18 protein-coding genes and 1 pseudogene are annotated in these 14,391 nt (G+C 42.6%); 5 read left to right on the top strand and 14 right to left on the bottom strand.

From position 1 onward, the window contains the following. Window positions 1-568: 568 nt before the first annotated feature. From L0657_RS04500 to L0657_RS04510, 4 genes are read left to right on the top strand one after another with little or no spacing between them, the layout of a single operon-like run. Window positions 569-2,917: a TonB-dependent receptor gene (locus tag L0657_RS04500; RefSeq protein ID WP_235149198.1), complete on the top strand. Its 2,349-nt coding sequence runs from the start codon at window positions 569-571 to the stop codon at window positions 2,915-2,917. Between the two features lie 5 nt (window positions 2,918-2,922). After that, entirely contained in the window at window positions 2,923-3,051 is a 129-nt protein-coding gene (locus tag L0657_RS28105; protein WP_409014983.1) for a PepSY domain-containing protein, read from the top strand. A gap of 45 nt (window positions 3,052-3,096) precedes the next feature. Beyond that, window positions 3,097-3,459, top strand: coding sequence for a PepSY domain-containing protein (locus L0657_RS04505; protein WP_235149199.1), 363 nt, complete (start codon window positions 3,097-3,099; stop codon window positions 3,457-3,459). Continuing rightward, window positions 3,440-4,075 (top strand): PepSY domain-containing protein, encoded by a 636-nt coding sequence (locus L0657_RS04510; RefSeq protein WP_235149200.1) that lies wholly within the window; start codon window positions 3,440-3,442, stop codon window positions 4,073-4,075. The genes L0657_RS04505 and L0657_RS04510 overlap by 20 nt, the downstream gene beginning before the upstream one ends. A 115-nt stretch (window positions 4,076-4,190) precedes the next feature. Here the strand turns inward: L0657_RS04510 and L0657_RS04515 are convergent, their stop codons facing one another. The 11 genes and pseudogenes from L0657_RS04515 to L0657_RS04560 form a co-directional block, all read right to left on the bottom strand. Further along, window positions 4,191-4,886: a hypothetical protein gene (locus L0657_RS04515; RefSeq protein ID WP_235149201.1), complete on the bottom strand. Its 696-nt coding sequence runs from the start codon at window positions 4,884-4,886 to the stop codon at window positions 4,191-4,193. 171 nt (window positions 4,887-5,057) lie between these two features. Continuing rightward, window positions 5,058-5,714, bottom strand: coding sequence for a hypothetical protein (locus L0657_RS04520; protein ID WP_235149202.1), 657 nt, complete (start codon window positions 5,712-5,714; stop codon window positions 5,058-5,060). A gap of 81 nt (window positions 5,715-5,795) precedes the next feature. Next, on the bottom strand, window positions 5,796-6,341 hold the full coding sequence (locus L0657_RS04525; RefSeq protein WP_235149203.1) for a Crp/Fnr family transcriptional regulator: 546 nt from the start codon (window positions 6,339-6,341) through the stop codon (window positions 5,796-5,798). A 71-nt stretch (window positions 6,342-6,412) separates the two neighbouring features. Continuing rightward, window positions 6,413-6,781 (bottom strand): glyoxalase, encoded by a 369-nt coding sequence (locus tag L0657_RS04530; protein ID WP_235149204.1) that lies wholly within the window; start codon window positions 6,779-6,781, stop codon window positions 6,413-6,415. A 185-nt stretch (window positions 6,782-6,966) separates the two neighbouring features. Next, on the bottom strand, window positions 6,967-7,248 hold the full coding sequence (locus L0657_RS28110; protein ID WP_409014984.1) for a DNA alkylation repair protein: 282 nt from the start codon (window positions 7,246-7,248) through the stop codon (window positions 6,967-6,969). Beyond that, window positions 7,203-7,346, bottom strand: a complete 144-nt coding sequence (locus L0657_RS04535; protein ID WP_235149205.1) for a hypothetical protein — start codon at window positions 7,344-7,346, stop codon at window positions 7,203-7,205. Before L0657_RS04535 ends, L0657_RS28110 begins: the two co-directional genes overlap by 46 nt. A 249-nt stretch (window positions 7,347-7,595) precedes the next feature. Continuing rightward, on the bottom strand, window positions 7,596-8,507 hold the full coding sequence (locus L0657_RS04540; RefSeq protein ID WP_235149206.1) for an AraC family transcriptional regulator: 912 nt from the start codon (window positions 8,505-8,507) through the stop codon (window positions 7,596-7,598). A 14-nt stretch (window positions 8,508-8,521) separates the two neighbouring features. Further along, window positions 8,522-9,328 (bottom strand): annotated as a pseudogene (locus tag L0657_RS04545) (SDR family NAD(P)-dependent oxidoreductase). A 246-nt stretch (window positions 9,329-9,574) separates the two neighbouring features. Beyond that, window positions 9,575-10,090: a hypothetical protein gene (locus L0657_RS04550; protein WP_235149207.1), complete on the bottom strand. Its 516-nt coding sequence runs from the start codon at window positions 10,088-10,090 to the stop codon at window positions 9,575-9,577. Next, window positions 10,087-10,566, bottom strand: coding sequence for an RNA polymerase sigma factor (locus L0657_RS04555; protein ID WP_235149208.1), 480 nt, complete (start codon window positions 10,564-10,566; stop codon window positions 10,087-10,089). The genes L0657_RS04550 and L0657_RS04555 overlap by 4 nt, the downstream gene beginning before the upstream one ends. 1 nt (window position 10,567) lies before the next feature. Continuing rightward, window positions 10,568-11,962, bottom strand: a complete 1,395-nt coding sequence (locus tag L0657_RS04560; protein WP_235149209.1) for a serine hydrolase — start codon at window positions 11,960-11,962, stop codon at window positions 10,568-10,570. Window positions 11,963-12,184: 222 nt separating this feature from the next. Here L0657_RS04560 and L0657_RS04565 point away from each other — a divergent pair, with 222 nt between their 5' ends. Continuing rightward, window positions 12,185-12,361, top strand: a complete 177-nt coding sequence (locus L0657_RS04565; protein ID WP_235149210.1) for a hypothetical protein — start codon at window positions 12,185-12,187, stop codon at window positions 12,359-12,361. Window positions 12,362-12,578: 217 nt separating this feature from the next. On the opposite strand, the gene L0657_RS04570 is transcribed toward L0657_RS04565, so the two are convergent. The 3 genes from L0657_RS04570 to L0657_RS04575 all read right to left on the bottom strand — a co-directional run bounded on the left by L0657_RS04570 (window position 12,579) and on the right by L0657_RS04575 (window position 14,379). Further along, window positions 12,579-13,373, bottom strand: a complete 795-nt coding sequence (locus L0657_RS04570) for an MFS transporter (RefSeq protein WP_255717739.1) — start codon at window positions 13,371-13,373, stop codon at window positions 12,579-12,581. Window positions 13,374-13,405: 32 nt separating this feature from the next. Then, on the bottom strand, window positions 13,406-13,789 hold the full coding sequence (locus L0657_RS27840) for an MFS transporter (protein WP_255717740.1): 384 nt from the start codon (window positions 13,787-13,789) through the stop codon (window positions 13,406-13,408). Between the two features lie 65 nt (window positions 13,790-13,854). After that, window positions 13,855-14,379: a DinB family protein gene (locus L0657_RS04575; RefSeq protein ID WP_235149211.1), complete on the bottom strand. Its 525-nt coding sequence runs from the start codon at window positions 14,377-14,379 to the stop codon at window positions 13,855-13,857. Window positions 14,380-14,391: the final 12 nt, after the last annotated feature.

Below are 14,391 nucleotides of genomic sequence, written 5' to 3' on the forward strand. Positions count from 1 at the left end.
CCATAACATTGTTGATCTGGATCAAAGCAAGGCGTTCCGGCTAAGTCTGATCGTGTTTTTTACAAATAAAAAGGTAGAATGAAGCAGTCCCTTATCATCAGGGGAGCACGTCTGATGCGACGCGGAAAGAAATATTAGAGTGCTGGAGTCATCCCCGTAACTGCAAATCACAGGTTGAAATTCAGCAAGTGAAACCGATTCAAATCAGGCAGGTTGTTTGTTATTTTTTAAATTCACCAACTAATAGTTACCTGAAAAGTTTTCTGGCGGTGTCAGGGTAGGGAAAGAAAAGATAAACGAACCAACATTGACAGAAACATGAGTTAGAACTGGGATAAAAATCTCTTAATTCAAGTTCTTCTCTCACACGTTATCATTTGTGTACAACACTTTATAGGTACACCAAATTCTACACTTAAAATGCCACAAGACGCTATTTTTAATCCTAAGAAACAATCTCAGTTTCGTTACTATTCATATTTGAGCTCGGTCATCAAGAGAAAAATAATCTCTTTATTTTTAATTAGTATAAATAGTTTTATGTTTGTGCGAAAATAACATTCGCTTAATGAAAACAAGATTACAATTAATTCTATTCTTTGGCGCTTCCATTTGCTCCTTCAACCTTGCTAACGCCCAATCCGTTTCGGGAGTTGTTAGGGGTATGGTGATGGATAACAAAAATCAGCCTGTCCCGTTTGCTTCTGTGATTGTGAAGGGGACTAATATAGGTACTACTGCAAACGGTGATGGAAGTTATAGGCTTGGTAATTTGCCCAAAGGAAACATTTCAATCAGAGCTTCTTTTATTGGGTATACGATTCAGGATAAAAACATTACACTTGATGCAGATACTGAACAAAGCCTGGATTTTGAACTAAAAGAAAGTTCTTCCCAGCTCGACGAAGTCATTGTTTCCGCAGGACGCAGGGTAGAGTCGCTGGCTGAAACACCTTCATCTGTTACTGTTGTGAACGCAAAGGAAATTGCCGCGCTCTCTACCATAAGCCCTAATATCGCTAACATTCTTGCGTTTTCGGTTCCCGGTTTGGGAGCGTCTACCAATCAAACCGGTAATTCTGGACAAACATTGCGTGGTCGTAACCTGCTGGTTCTTATTGATGGCATACCGCAATCAACTCCGCTAAGAGCCGGAGGTCGGGATATTCGTACGATTGATCCGTCGGTGGTCGAGAGGGTGGAAGTCATTAAAGGCGCCACTGCAATCTACGGAAACGGCGCCGATGGCGGACTGATTAACTACATCACGAAAACGCCAAAAACAGACCAAACAATTGGTGGGTACAGCCAATTAAGCCTCACAGGCAATACCAGGGGAGATAGCACGCTGGGCTTCCGTGCCTCACAGCAGCTTTACGGACGTATAGCTAAACTCGATTATGTCGTAAGCGGCATGTACGAAAAAACCGGCGTATACCGGGATCCGGAAGGTTTGGTGATATCTCCTGACTACGGATTGGGAGAAACCAAAATATATAATGCTTTTGCGAAGGTGGGTTATAATTTTAGTGGTTCTCAGCACATTGAAGCTATGTATAACTATTACAGCTCCAATCAGCATTCGGCCTATGTCCCCAAAGCCGGTATTTATAGACAGTCTCCCGCAATAGGGGTCTGGGGAATTCGTAAAGGAATTGACGAGGGTACCCGCTACAATCACAATGCCAATATCCAGTACACCAACAAGAATATTTTTGGCCGGACGTCTTTGACTGCCAATGTGTATTTGCAGGATTTCTGGACTGTTTATTCAAATTCTGAGTCTTTTTTTGGCAGCGGACAATCGGCTATTATTTCAACCAAGAAAGGTTTCAGGCTCAATTTGAATACACCTTTTACCATATCATCCAAACTGTCGGGAGACGTCACTTATGGCGTGGATATATTAAACGATAAAACCGAGCAAAACTTAGTTGATGGCCGGTCCTGGGTGCCACGTATCAGTATGAACAACCTGGCGCCCTATGCACAGCTTACCACGCAGTGGTTTAATTACCTGAACCTGAAAACGGGGTTGCGCGCTGAAAATATCAAGATGGATATTGCCGATTATGCCACTTTGGCAACTGGCCCTGACGGTGCAGGAAGCATTGACGTAACAGGCGGAAAGCTGGATTACAATGCGTTTGTATTTAATGCAGGACTTCGATATTCAAAATTTAAGCGGTTCAATCCATTTGTCAGCTATTCACAATCATTTTCTATTTTCGATCTTGGGAGAATATTAAGAGCTGCGAACGAAGATACGGTGGCAGGTCTGCAAACAGAACCGATCATTGTAAACAATTATGAAGTTGGTTTCAGCAGTGCATTGGGGCCGTTGAGCGTGTCGGCTGCTTATTATTACAGTACATCGAAACTCGGTTCCAATTTACTTCTGGTGGATGGTAAATACGTTGCCGAAAGATTGCCGGAGCGCGTCTGGGGTTACGAAATCCAGCTTGACTATCAGGTAACTACCAGCTTTGTTTTGGGAGGTAATTATGCTTTTGTAGAAGGCAAAGGGGATAAGGACGGAGACGGAAATTTTAATGGTCCGACCGATAAATACCTGAATTCGAACCGTATTACGCCGGCGAAAATTGCCGCTTACGCCCGGTACAACAAGGCCAGGTTTAATGCAGACCTGAACTGGTTGTTTGTTGGAAAGAGGGACAGGTTTGCACCTAATGAAAAAGGCGTTTATCCAATCGGGGAGGGCCCAATCGACTCTTATAATACATTTAATTTGTCTTTGGGATACAAAATTACAGAAAACCTGAAAGCTGATTTGGGTATTGAAAACTTGCTTAACACGGTTTATTACCCGTCTATTGCCCAGTTTTATGGTACAGCCATCGATTACCGGAGAGGAAACGGGCGCAGATTTAATCTAACGGTAGGGTACCGCTTTTAGCAGCTATGAAATTTAAAAAAGTTGTCAGCTTTTTACACCTTTGGCTTGGACTTGTGTCCGGGCTTTTTGTGTTTTTGATCGCCGTCAGCGGCTGCCTCTATGTTTTTGTCGATGAGCTTAAACCCATCGTTTAACGTGAGCGCCTTTTTGTCACGCCTGAAAATAATGAAAAACTCCCTTTGACCCAACTGCTGAACATTGCCCAACATACACTTGGGGACAAGATCATCACGAGGTTAGAGATAGCCAATTCCCCGGACCGTTCCGTGACATTCAGGTCGCAAAAGAATAATCCAGATGGATTGACCCACTGGGACTATTTCGAATATTATTTCCGGGTATACATCAATCCATACTCGGGGAAGGTAACCTATGTGGAAAATTTTAAAAATGAGTTTTTTCAGCTTGTGCTTGCATTGCACATGCTTTTTGGAGAAAAAATAGGGCATTATATTGTCGGATATTCGGTGCTTAGTTTTGATTGTGTTGCTTTCTGGCTTTTTTCTGTGGTTTCCCAAGAAATTGACAGCCAAAAACATTAAGAATAATTTCACTATTAATTGGAGCGCAAAATGGAAAAAGCTTAACTATGACCTGCACCAGATACTTAGGCTTTACGCATTTTTTGTCCTGCTGCTGACCTCCCTGACAGGCCTTGTATGGGCATTTGACTGGATGCAGGACTCTGTACGTTTTGTTGCGAATGGCGGCAAAAATATAAAAAAGACTACCCTTTTGGTTTCAGATACATTGCAGCCACAAGCTGTTTCAGGGTTGGATCAGGCATTCACTACAACTGCCGCACGCTACCCTGATGCTTATGCGTACATGGTATTATTACCTGCCAAAGCTACGTCGACAATCAATACATTGGTTTATAAGAAAGACTTGAACCGCTTCGACCGCCTGCTTGTCGTATGCGACCGGTATTCAGGAAAACCGCTTTCCAACACTTCCTTTCAAAGCCTGAATAATGGCGATAAGGCCTATCAGCTCAATTTTGACCTGCATACGGGCGCATATATGGGTTTATTTAGTAAAATGCTCTCATTCTTTGCAGCCTTAGCTTGCTCCACATTACCTCTCACCGGGTTTTACATTTGGTGGGGCAAAAAGAAAAAGCAGGTCGCCCCTCCGAAGTTACGAAGTGGGCGATAATTCCTTTGGCATAAATTGTTAAAATTCAAATGTTGAACAGGATTTTAATTCATGCATCAGGCTACCGCTGAATGAAACCTGATGGAAAGCATGGAAATACTGGTTCCAGCCAGATCTAATATTGCTGAAAGCGATCTATCAGGATGCAGGCAACTTTTTTATCTTTAAAATAAACCCGTACCTGTTCTGTAATACCCTGCGTGCGAGTGTCATAAATAAATGCCCAGGGCAATTCTGCCTTCTTGGGATCATATAAGGCGTAATCATATTTTGCCCCCAATACAACGCGCTGGAATTTGTGTTTATAGTGCTGCGAGCTGCTTAGCACAATCAGTTTTTGATACAGGACTTCCAAGGCATCGTCAATCGCGATTGCCTCTTGTGGACCGGCTCCCTGTGGCCACTTACTTAGCTCTGTTCCGTTATTAAGACGAATGCTTTTGACCTTACCAGAAGCAAGCTGAAGCTGTACACCGGTTGGGGTATCAAATGTCTCGTCGAGCACCAGCCAGTCAAAAAGCCGCAGGCGCCCCTTCAGGTCTGTTACATCCGCAAAATAATTATTAACTGCACCGAGATAAAAAACAGTCTTATTTTTCCGGTATGCTTCCAGTATGTCGAAAGCCTCGTCTGTAGATGTATTGATGGCAATACCCCTGTAATCGCCCGTTGTAATGCTGTCCCTTCCTAAGTAATTAACGCGCGGCTCGGGCTCAGGCCCTACGATCGTCGGATCATCCTGATCCACCTTGCAGCTCATAAGATTAAGACCCAGTAGCAAAAAGACAGGTAAAAGTGAGGTAGCTCTCATAATAAAAAAGGTTTAGTTATCTTCCAGTGACGCATTTGGATGGAATTGGTTGGATTCACAGCAAATGTTTTCGGTAAAAGTGAATAATATAATTCTCACCATTTATCTTATGGAGGAGACAGATTTACTGTTTTAAGCTGCAAAAAATTCAATGTATTACAAGGTAGATATTTAACTGCCAGCGTATTTATTTTCTGATTTTTCTTTCATGATCATCCCGATACCTGTTGTTGTTAGCCATGTGGCCAGTCCGGCTACAAAACTTCTGAAACCATACAGATCGGTAAAGTTTGCCTTCAGCAGGAGACAAATAAAGCCAAAACCTAAAAGTGATAGACCAAGATATCCTGCCGCTTTGGGAAGCTTCTGTGTCTGGATGATCAGCACACACCAGATTGATATGGAGATACAGTTAGCAAAAATGAAAACATTCGCCATTGAAACATTGATGTGATGACCATAACGGACAATGGCATTGACTATAGACTCGTCCACGGGCCTGGCTGTCAGATCAGACAGAAATTGTGGCAGGATTAGCCCATTGACTGCTGCGGCTATCATGGCTGTAACCAAACCGAGACAAAATACAAACAGGGAAAGGAGGGAAGCTTTGTTGTTTGTTCGAAGAAGACAAGACAAGCCCCAGGCGCCAAAGCCCATAAAAGGAAGGCAAGCAATGCCCAGGGAATGGGGAAAGATAAGAATATGCCGGATTCTAAGGATGTGCTCAACACTTCCGCCAGCAGGATGAAGCGCCATGGTGACGACCGAAATAAGCGATCCAAAACACAGGCTGACCCCGGAAACTTTTGTAAATGACTTATGCATTTTGATACCAGTTAATTTGAAAACAAATATGGCTGGTCTGTTGCGCGCCGCAGCTTGATGCAAATCAAGATATTCCGGTTATTAAAAACAGCTTCTGACCCTGCTGAGTGTTTCCGGAGTCATATTCAGATACGATGCAATGAGTTTTAACGGGAACATCTGCAGAACCAACGGGCGGTTTTTAGTCAGATCGTTATATCTTTCTGAGGGCGACATGGAGTTGTCCAGATACTGTGTTCTGGTGGTTACTCCTTCCAGAATCTTTCCCAGCTGGAGAAATACAGGTGATTGAGCAATCAGTTCATGTATTGCCGTCACACTGAGCTCGAACGCAGTTGTTTCCGAGTTTGTTTTAATAATATTTTGAGAAGGAGCCTGTGAAATAAAACTCGCATAATTCAGACACCACTCGTTTTGAAGATGAAGATCTGTTACTTTTTCATCGATATCTTCATAGCGGAACTGATATGCAGATCCCGATGAAATAAAATACACAGCGCGGCAGATCTGACCCTGGTCGAGCAGTAGGTCGTTTTTTTCTAGTTGTCTTGGAACCAGGTATTTCGTTAGTCGTTCAAAATCAGACTGTGAAAATCTGCCGATTTTATCAAGGTCAGTTTTTAACATGTGGGCTCATTGGCTTACTAAAATCTTCGTAAGTATATGCCATTTGTCTGAAACCTGAAAGATGTTTAGACTCAGTTTGTCTGAAATTCACCGATGTGCCAAAGGATTCCGGAAGGATCATGCAGAAAACACTCTTTTCCCCAATCTTCAATCCGGACTGCAGATAATCTTACTCCTTCATATCTTTTGACCAGTTCCTTTGCTGATAATTCCAGGTGGTAACGGTCCACATTTTCTACTTCTAAAAAGATCATGGTATTGTCGATCCAGTCTTTTACATAAGCCCGCTGGAGATAAAAAGCCAACTGGTCAAACTTAAATACGGAAAGCTCCGGTGATAGCACAATTTCCTGAAATCCCCAATCCTGATAAAATCGCCTGGATAATTCAAAATCTTCGGCACCCAGGAATGGCCGGATTGATTTGGCTGTATGTTCCATAATTCTTATTTAGTAAAATTGATCAGTCGCCAAAAGTAAAAGATAGCGCTGATTTATTACCTTGATCGAAATCAATAATTGCTGTATCCGGAAAGAATTTCTGATAGCGCCATTTTAATTTTGCGTTGTACGCCCGGGCGCTGTTTTCAGCTGTTTGTTTGTATCGCTATATCATCGATCCTTAATCACAAGTTTATATGTAAATTGATTTTGGGATCCGTCAGATCCCAGCTTTTAATTTCGCTACTAATCAAAGCGGATTGCTTTTTACTTATGTCTCGCAAAGCATGGCCTACGGATCTTCTCAAATACTCGCTGGGGTCTGCTTTGTGCTGGCTGATGAGTCTGATAGCCAAGGCAGGATTGGTTTTGAAAAATGGTCTATTTGCCCATATACGGAGCCCTTCTATAACTGCTCTTTTTAGATTTGGATTGTTGTAAGCAAGCCATACTTCAACGACGGGCATTGCCTTTTCGTAGCCGATCGTCCCACAATAGTGATCAAATGCCTTGGCCAGCCGCGTTCTATTTTCTTGATCTCATCCAGCAGCACCTGTATTTCCATTTGCAGATTGTTTGAATTTTTACGCAGAATTGCAGACTTAGTATTATTGATGCCAAATTAGGAAAGTTCAATGTAATACGCATTGATTATCCAACCCCAAGCTGAGTTGAGTAGATGGGCCGATCTGAACATGATGGTGAGAGGTTTTTTCCAAAACGACCGGCGACTGGTGTAGCGAAGCAGGGCAGGGTACGGGAGTACATGAGAAGCTGCTTCCGGTGACAGCCAATTGAGGTAAAAGCGCACTACTCACTTATAGCCCGCCCTGAATTCCAACGGCGTTTGCCGGGTCTTCGTTTTGAAAAGCTTGCTAAACGATTGCGGATAATCGAAACCCAATTGATAGGCAATTTCGCTGGCTGACAACTGTGTCGTCGAAAGTCTTTCCTTGGCGCGATCAATTAATTTTTCGTGTATCAGTTGTTGCGTCGTGCTGCCTGTAAGCTGTTTGAGACAATCGCTCAGATACTTGGAAGATAAATGTAATTCTTCTGCAAGGAACTGCGCTGAGGGTAAACCATTGTCAGCCTGATCGGACTCAAAGTAATTGTTCAAAATCATTTCAACGCTGCTTAGAAGCTCATTGCTTACTGTTTTCCGCGTGATAAACTGCCTGTTGTAATAGCGATCGCAGTAAGTGAGCATCAGCTCAATATTCGCAATGCATACCTGCTGGCTGAAATTGTCAATGGGCAGTGATAACTCTTTCTGCAATTGGATGAAAATCGTTTCTATTGCCTGCTGTTCATCATCGGAGAGGATAAGCGCTTCATTGACAGCGTAATCAAAATATCCGTACGATTTCATCTTGCCGCCCAGAGATGAATTGCGCAGGAAATCAGGATGGATGGACAGCTGCCAGCCGGCTTTGGCAGGTACGAAATTCTTATCGATAAAACTGACCTGCCGTGGCGCAAAGCAGGACATTACGCCCTCGTCAAAATCAAAAATGCTTAGGCCGTATTGAATTTTGCACGGGCATTCTGTCTTCAGCGTCACCTGATAAAAATCGGTTAAGAGCCTTGTCCGCTGCTCAATTTTTATTTCGGGGAAATCCTCAAATCGGGTCAAGCTCACCATGGGATGCCTGGGCTTCGGGAGCTGCAAAAGCTGGTGCAGCTGGCTGATCGACTGAATGTGAACCGTTGTCGTTGTTTCCATGCCTGCGAAGTTAGCTAAATCAAACCTGTTTTTTTACGATACGAATTGGCCATGAATCTGGCGATCATTGCATTGGGTAATAAGGATGCCAAACGCGCGCCCATCCGGTTCCTGTTTCCGGATATCTGGAAATGTTTTTTTGCGTCCAAAGCTTTCAATAATTCGTCTGCCACTTCTTCCGGCGATTGGGTTGCAGCTGTTTGATAGTCTGAACTCAACCCAACCCCTTTTTCATTATTGATGCCAGCAGCTTCGTTAAAATTGGTTTTTGTCAGTCCCGGCGCAAACAACATAACCTGTATGTTATAAGGTTTACATTCCTCTGTTATCGCTTCGGTAAAGGATCGGACGAATACTTTGCTCGCTGCATAAGTTGCCATGTAGGGTACCGGAATGAAAGCTGCCATTGAGGCTACATTGATAATTTTACCGCTTTTTCGCTCACGCATCGGTTGCAGGAAAAGATGGGTCATCGCGACCAGGGATGCGTTATTAAGCTGCATCAGATCCAATTCGGATTGCAGATTCAATGCTGCAAACTCGCCACCTGAGCCGATTCCGGCATTGTTGACCAGCGTGTGTATCTCCCAATTTTCTTTTTGGGTCTTATCAAAAATTTGAAATGGAGTCCCCTGTTTAGTGAGGTCGGCAGCAATATAATTGGCCTACACTCCATATGTCTCCTGTAAATTGGTACATAGCCTGGCGAGTTTCTCTGCGTTGCGGGCGACGAGAATAATGTTATGCTTTTTTGCGCCCAGCTTCACTGCCAAAGCTTCACCAATCCCACCAGAAGCTCCTGTTATCAATGTAAAGTTCATTTTTTCTCTGTATTAAATGATCATACAAAGGACGTTCGCTTCAGCTGGATAACTTGTAATCAAAAGTCGGTTTGTTGTGTTCAATGTTCCATGCAGAGAGGAATTTCGCCGTATCAATAGTACCGTTCAGAAGGCAACTGCGCCGTACCTGCCAAGACAAGGACTTTAAACCGCCACGCCAGATGTTTCAGATGGTATTGCCTTCCTGCTTCTCCATTTATGATTGCCAATTTTCAATGCAATCACCTATTTTTTTATTCTTGCAGACCATATCTTATAATTTATATAAGCCTGGATGGCGACGATCAAGACTAAGCCAAAAAGCATCCGGTTTTTCTCAGCATTAAGCCCTATGGAAGAAACGAAGAAAATTAAAAGGCAAATCAATGAGACTGTCCGTGTCAGCAAAGAAACGACAGCGTATCCTTTGAGCTTTTTGTGATATATAGTCATCGACTGCAAAATATTTTCTCCGGATATGATGTTTTTTGCCGCCAGGTAGCCCGTCAAGCTATGGATGATCACCAGGAGAAAAGATCCGACAAGTAACAAATTGGCGTATAACGGCTTTCTATCCCCATCAAACATCGTATAGTAAACAGCCAGAAATAAGACATACGACACCATTTCTATCGCAAGCCGCAGTCTGATAGCTTTTAACTGGTTATTGCCTCTTCCTTTTGTTTGGAATGACTGCTCTTTCTTGCCGGTATTATCTGGCTGAAGGTTTTTCCAATCGTTTTTAAGGTCATCGATATTCATTTTGTCGGATTTATGATTTTTTTTAACCTGGATCTGATTCTTCCCATCTTGACGGCAACGAGGTTTTCGCTCAGTCCCGTAATTTCTGCGATTTCGCGGTAGTCGAAGTCTTCGAAATACAATGCTAATAAAGCTCTCTCTGCTTCATTTAGCTTTTTTAGTATCATAAACAGCTGCTCCTCTCTTTCCCGGTTTTCACAATCAATGCTGTTGTCTTCCTTATCTGGTAACCGCTCGGTAAAAGATAGAATGATACGCTTCTTTCGATAGCATGCCATTGCTGTGTTAAGGGCGATTCTATATATCCAGGTACTTTGTTTCGACATTCCCCTGAATTTTGGGAAAGACTGCCACAACTGTAAAACGATCTCTTGAAAAAGTCTTTCCCGGTCCTCAGGGCTGTCCCGGTAAAGTCGTGACACCTTGTGAATGGTGCCTTTATGCATGGCGATCATCTCCAAAAACTGTTTTTCCATGCTATTTGTTTTTGACAAAATGAATTGATTGCCCCTTAAGGTTGGCTTTGAGACCTTTAATGGTGTCATCTAAATCTCTTTCAAATTCAATCTGCACTGGTACCTTTTTGCCAAAAAAAACAGAGCTATCCGAGGGATACAACTCAAAGAATGGATTTTGGCCCATTTTCGCGTAGAGCTGAGCACCTTTTAGAAAAATCGCCAGCTGGTGACTATTGTTCTCAGTGTACGTTCCCTGGAATTTGTCAAGTTGTGATGCTTCCATTATTATAGGAGTACGAAACACCGGCATATCAAACCTGTCCCCGAAAATAATGCTTTCGATATTGGACTGCATTTCCCCGACAGGCAAAGTCGAAGCATTACTGAGAATAACCATAGAAATCTTTGCATTTGGATAGTATCCCGAAACAGCGGAACATCCAAAAGAACCCCCACCGGTAAAATTAAAATTCTTTTCCGGTTTTGAAGATCTCCTAAGAAACCAGCCATACCCATAAGATTCGCTACGTCCGTTAACCGGTTGTGAATTTTGAATGGTGAACAACTGGTCAGTGACCGTTTTGTTGAAATGGCCACTACCATTTAAGGCATTGTTCCATTTTGATAGATCGCCCGCTGTTGAATACACGTTGCCCGACCCCTTCATCAAAGCATAGTCCCGATGTGGGGCAGCGATCAGTCGATCTGCTAACTGATGATAAGGAGAAACCATGCCGTGGATAATTTCTGTTGCATTGCCTGATCCTGTGTGATCCATACGCAATGGAGCTGTAATTTTCTCCCTTAGTATGGTTTCATAATTTTTATGGTAAACTAATTCCAGAATACTAGACAGAATAAAGTATCCTGGACTGGAATATTGCGTCTTTGTCCCGGGGACAGACAATAGTTTTAGTTTGAATATCTCCTCGGTGGCCTGCCTGTCCGAGAGTGGAAGGAACGAAATTTTCTCCCAGTAATCTGCTATACCTTCGTTGTGTGGAAGGCCAGATGTGTGGGTAAGTAGTTGCCTGATCGTTATGTTACCCCAATCCGATTGGCCAAGTTCAGGGTAATAGTTCCTGAGTGGATCGCCCAGCGTTAACTTGTTCTCTCCGGCAGCCAACACAACCAACATAGCGGTAAACTGTTTGGTGATTGACGCTATTCGAAAAACAGGATCTGAGGAAAACTGAACGTCGAGCTCAAATGAAGCTTTTCCTACGGACCGTCGATAGATTATACTATCACCTTTGGCAATCACGACTGTACCGTTGAAGCCAATTAATTGCTGCTGTATGCTCAAATAACGGTTAATCAAGTCAGTTTGTTCATTTTGAATCTGGGCTTTGGATGTCATTGGAGAGCCTGATACACAAAAAAAGGCATATATAAAAATTTGTAATCTGTTCATCTTTTTTACAATTAGTATGAACCGTTAGTAGCGATTTGTTGAAAAAGATGACAGGTGATAAAAAAATATTTAATCACTGAATCCAAATATTCGTGGATTGGGCTAACCATTTACCATTGCAAATCAAGAAATTCAGGGTATTAAAAACAGCTTCTGAACTGCTGAGTGTTTCCGGGGTCATATTCGAAATATTCGGGCCCCAGGACTGGACTTACGCTGGAGATGTTCAAAGCAGCGGTGAAAGACATAGACAACTGGACACTTGAATCAACCGGCGGAGTTGTAGCCTATAATACGACAGGTTTTGCAACCGAGGCCGTATCCCTGAGCAAGGCGAGTCGGATCATGCCCTCGAATCAGCTTCCCAGGTTAGAATTTGACTTAATCATCCCAACTTAAAGAATGCATGCAAGAAGTGCAATTGAGGCCTGCATCGTCCATCCATGAATATGGAGAGGAGCAAGGAACTTATCACAAATCCGGATTTCTAAGAGTTACAGCATCTTCTGCTTAGATAACAGCATTGCGAAGCGTATTTTGTTTCTATTAAGAAAATATTGAAACATACTTTTTATCTCGGGCTTTTTGTCTTTAAGATAATAGATACAAGCCCAATTTATGCGGTACGAGATTCTGATTCTTGCGTACGGTATAAAAAGAAAATTACGATTGCCGAAAAAACAGTAAGTATCAGGTAACTAATACTGAGATTTGTCACGTCGACGGGTGGAACAAAAAGAACCATGGAGTATGTGAAAAAAGAAACCATGATGTATACGATCGCACCAGGCAAGCCTCCCGACATCGCTGCGTAGTCTGGAAAACGGCTCAGACAGTAAGTGAAATAATTGTTGTAGGTAAAAGCAGTATTCATTTGTATTAAGAACGCAAAAAATACCATTGTAGCCAGACTTGATGCTGCGCTGGCAAAGGTCAGCATCAGCAGTACAAGCAGTAACTGAATGGAAATGTTAATATTTATTTTCGCGTAAAACGGTCGTAAGATTGTTCTTTTGCTGATCAACCCACCAAATAGCCAGGCGAATCCAAGCGCCAGTGAGCAGTAACCCGATACGACGGAATTCGTGTGAAATTTATTTTCGATAATAAAGGGGCCGCTCATATTGTAAAGCATGACGATACTATATGTGAAGTTTAATATCAGAATTCCCGAAATGAAACTGCGTGTTTTAAGCATGGAGGTATAGATACCGGCCAGGTTCCGAAGATTGAATTGCGCGGATACTTTAATTGTTTCTGATCCAAAAATCCAGTCCAGGAATGCACAGGTCAGTACAAGTCCGCCCAGGAGTAAAAAATTTGACTGCCATCCAAAAAACTGATCAAGATATCCCCCCAGGAAAGCAGCAACAATGGGACCGACAGACCAAATGATGGTAAACAGGCTCATCAGATGCTTTAACTTACCGCCAGAGTAAACATCTACAAAATATGCCCGTTTGCTACAAAAATGGTCGCAGCGGATATCCCCTGGATAACACGCATCAATAAAATGACGTTGATACTGACGCTGAGGGCAATGACGAAACTGGCGAGACTAAAGATAACCATTGAAAAAAGACCTATTCGATACTGACCAAAACTGTCGAGTATACTTCCCATAAAAAGCTGAGACAATCCATAGCTCACTAGGAAAAAAGTCAAAGTAGATTGTACCTGAACCTCTTGTACTCCCAATTGATTTGCCATACCGGGCATGGATGGAACATAAATATCTGTTGCAAAGCCGGATAGGGGTAGAAGAGCAAATGCAATCCAGGTGGAAATACGTGTATCCGATTGTTTGGAAGGTCTATGATAATTCATTTATTATTTGATGCAGGGATTTATTACGGAAGGTATACGATCAGGTGAGCTGGATGTTCACTTGTTTATTTTGCTAGCCTTAGACCAAAATCATAACGCTGGTCAACAATTCGTCTAAGCATACCAATTTGTCCGCAGTGATACATGGTGTGCTTAATATTCCAGTCAATTGCTTCAAATTTTGTTGTTGCGATGGGATGGGGAGTTGGCGTGGGTTCCAGCGGACTGTTGAGTTCAGAATCGGATAGGGCTGCCAGAATGTCCATCGACTTTTGTTGCATAATTTTCAGATCCTGCAATAATTTCATTGAGTCTGTTTTTCCTACAGATAGGATCGGCGCCGACACCGTAAATAAGTCACTATAATCCTTGATGGGAAGTTTTTGCAGAATATCCATCTGATGTCCCCTGATTACCATAATAGAATGAAAGTAATGACTGATGATCAAATGGCCAACCTGCCAGTTGATACTGGATTCAATGGTACCGGGAATGATTTCCCATTTTTCGAGCGGAATCGTTTCGATAAGCTTATTTGTCCAATCATAAGCGTTTGAAGTCTGGCTGATCAAAATTTCTTTTTCTGTCATCGGTGATAATAG

The organism is Dyadobacter sp. CY345, from assembly GCF_021502725.1.
In the GTDB taxonomy this organism is placed as follows: domain Bacteria; phylum Bacteroidota; class Bacteroidia; order Cytophagales; family Spirosomataceae; genus Dyadobacter.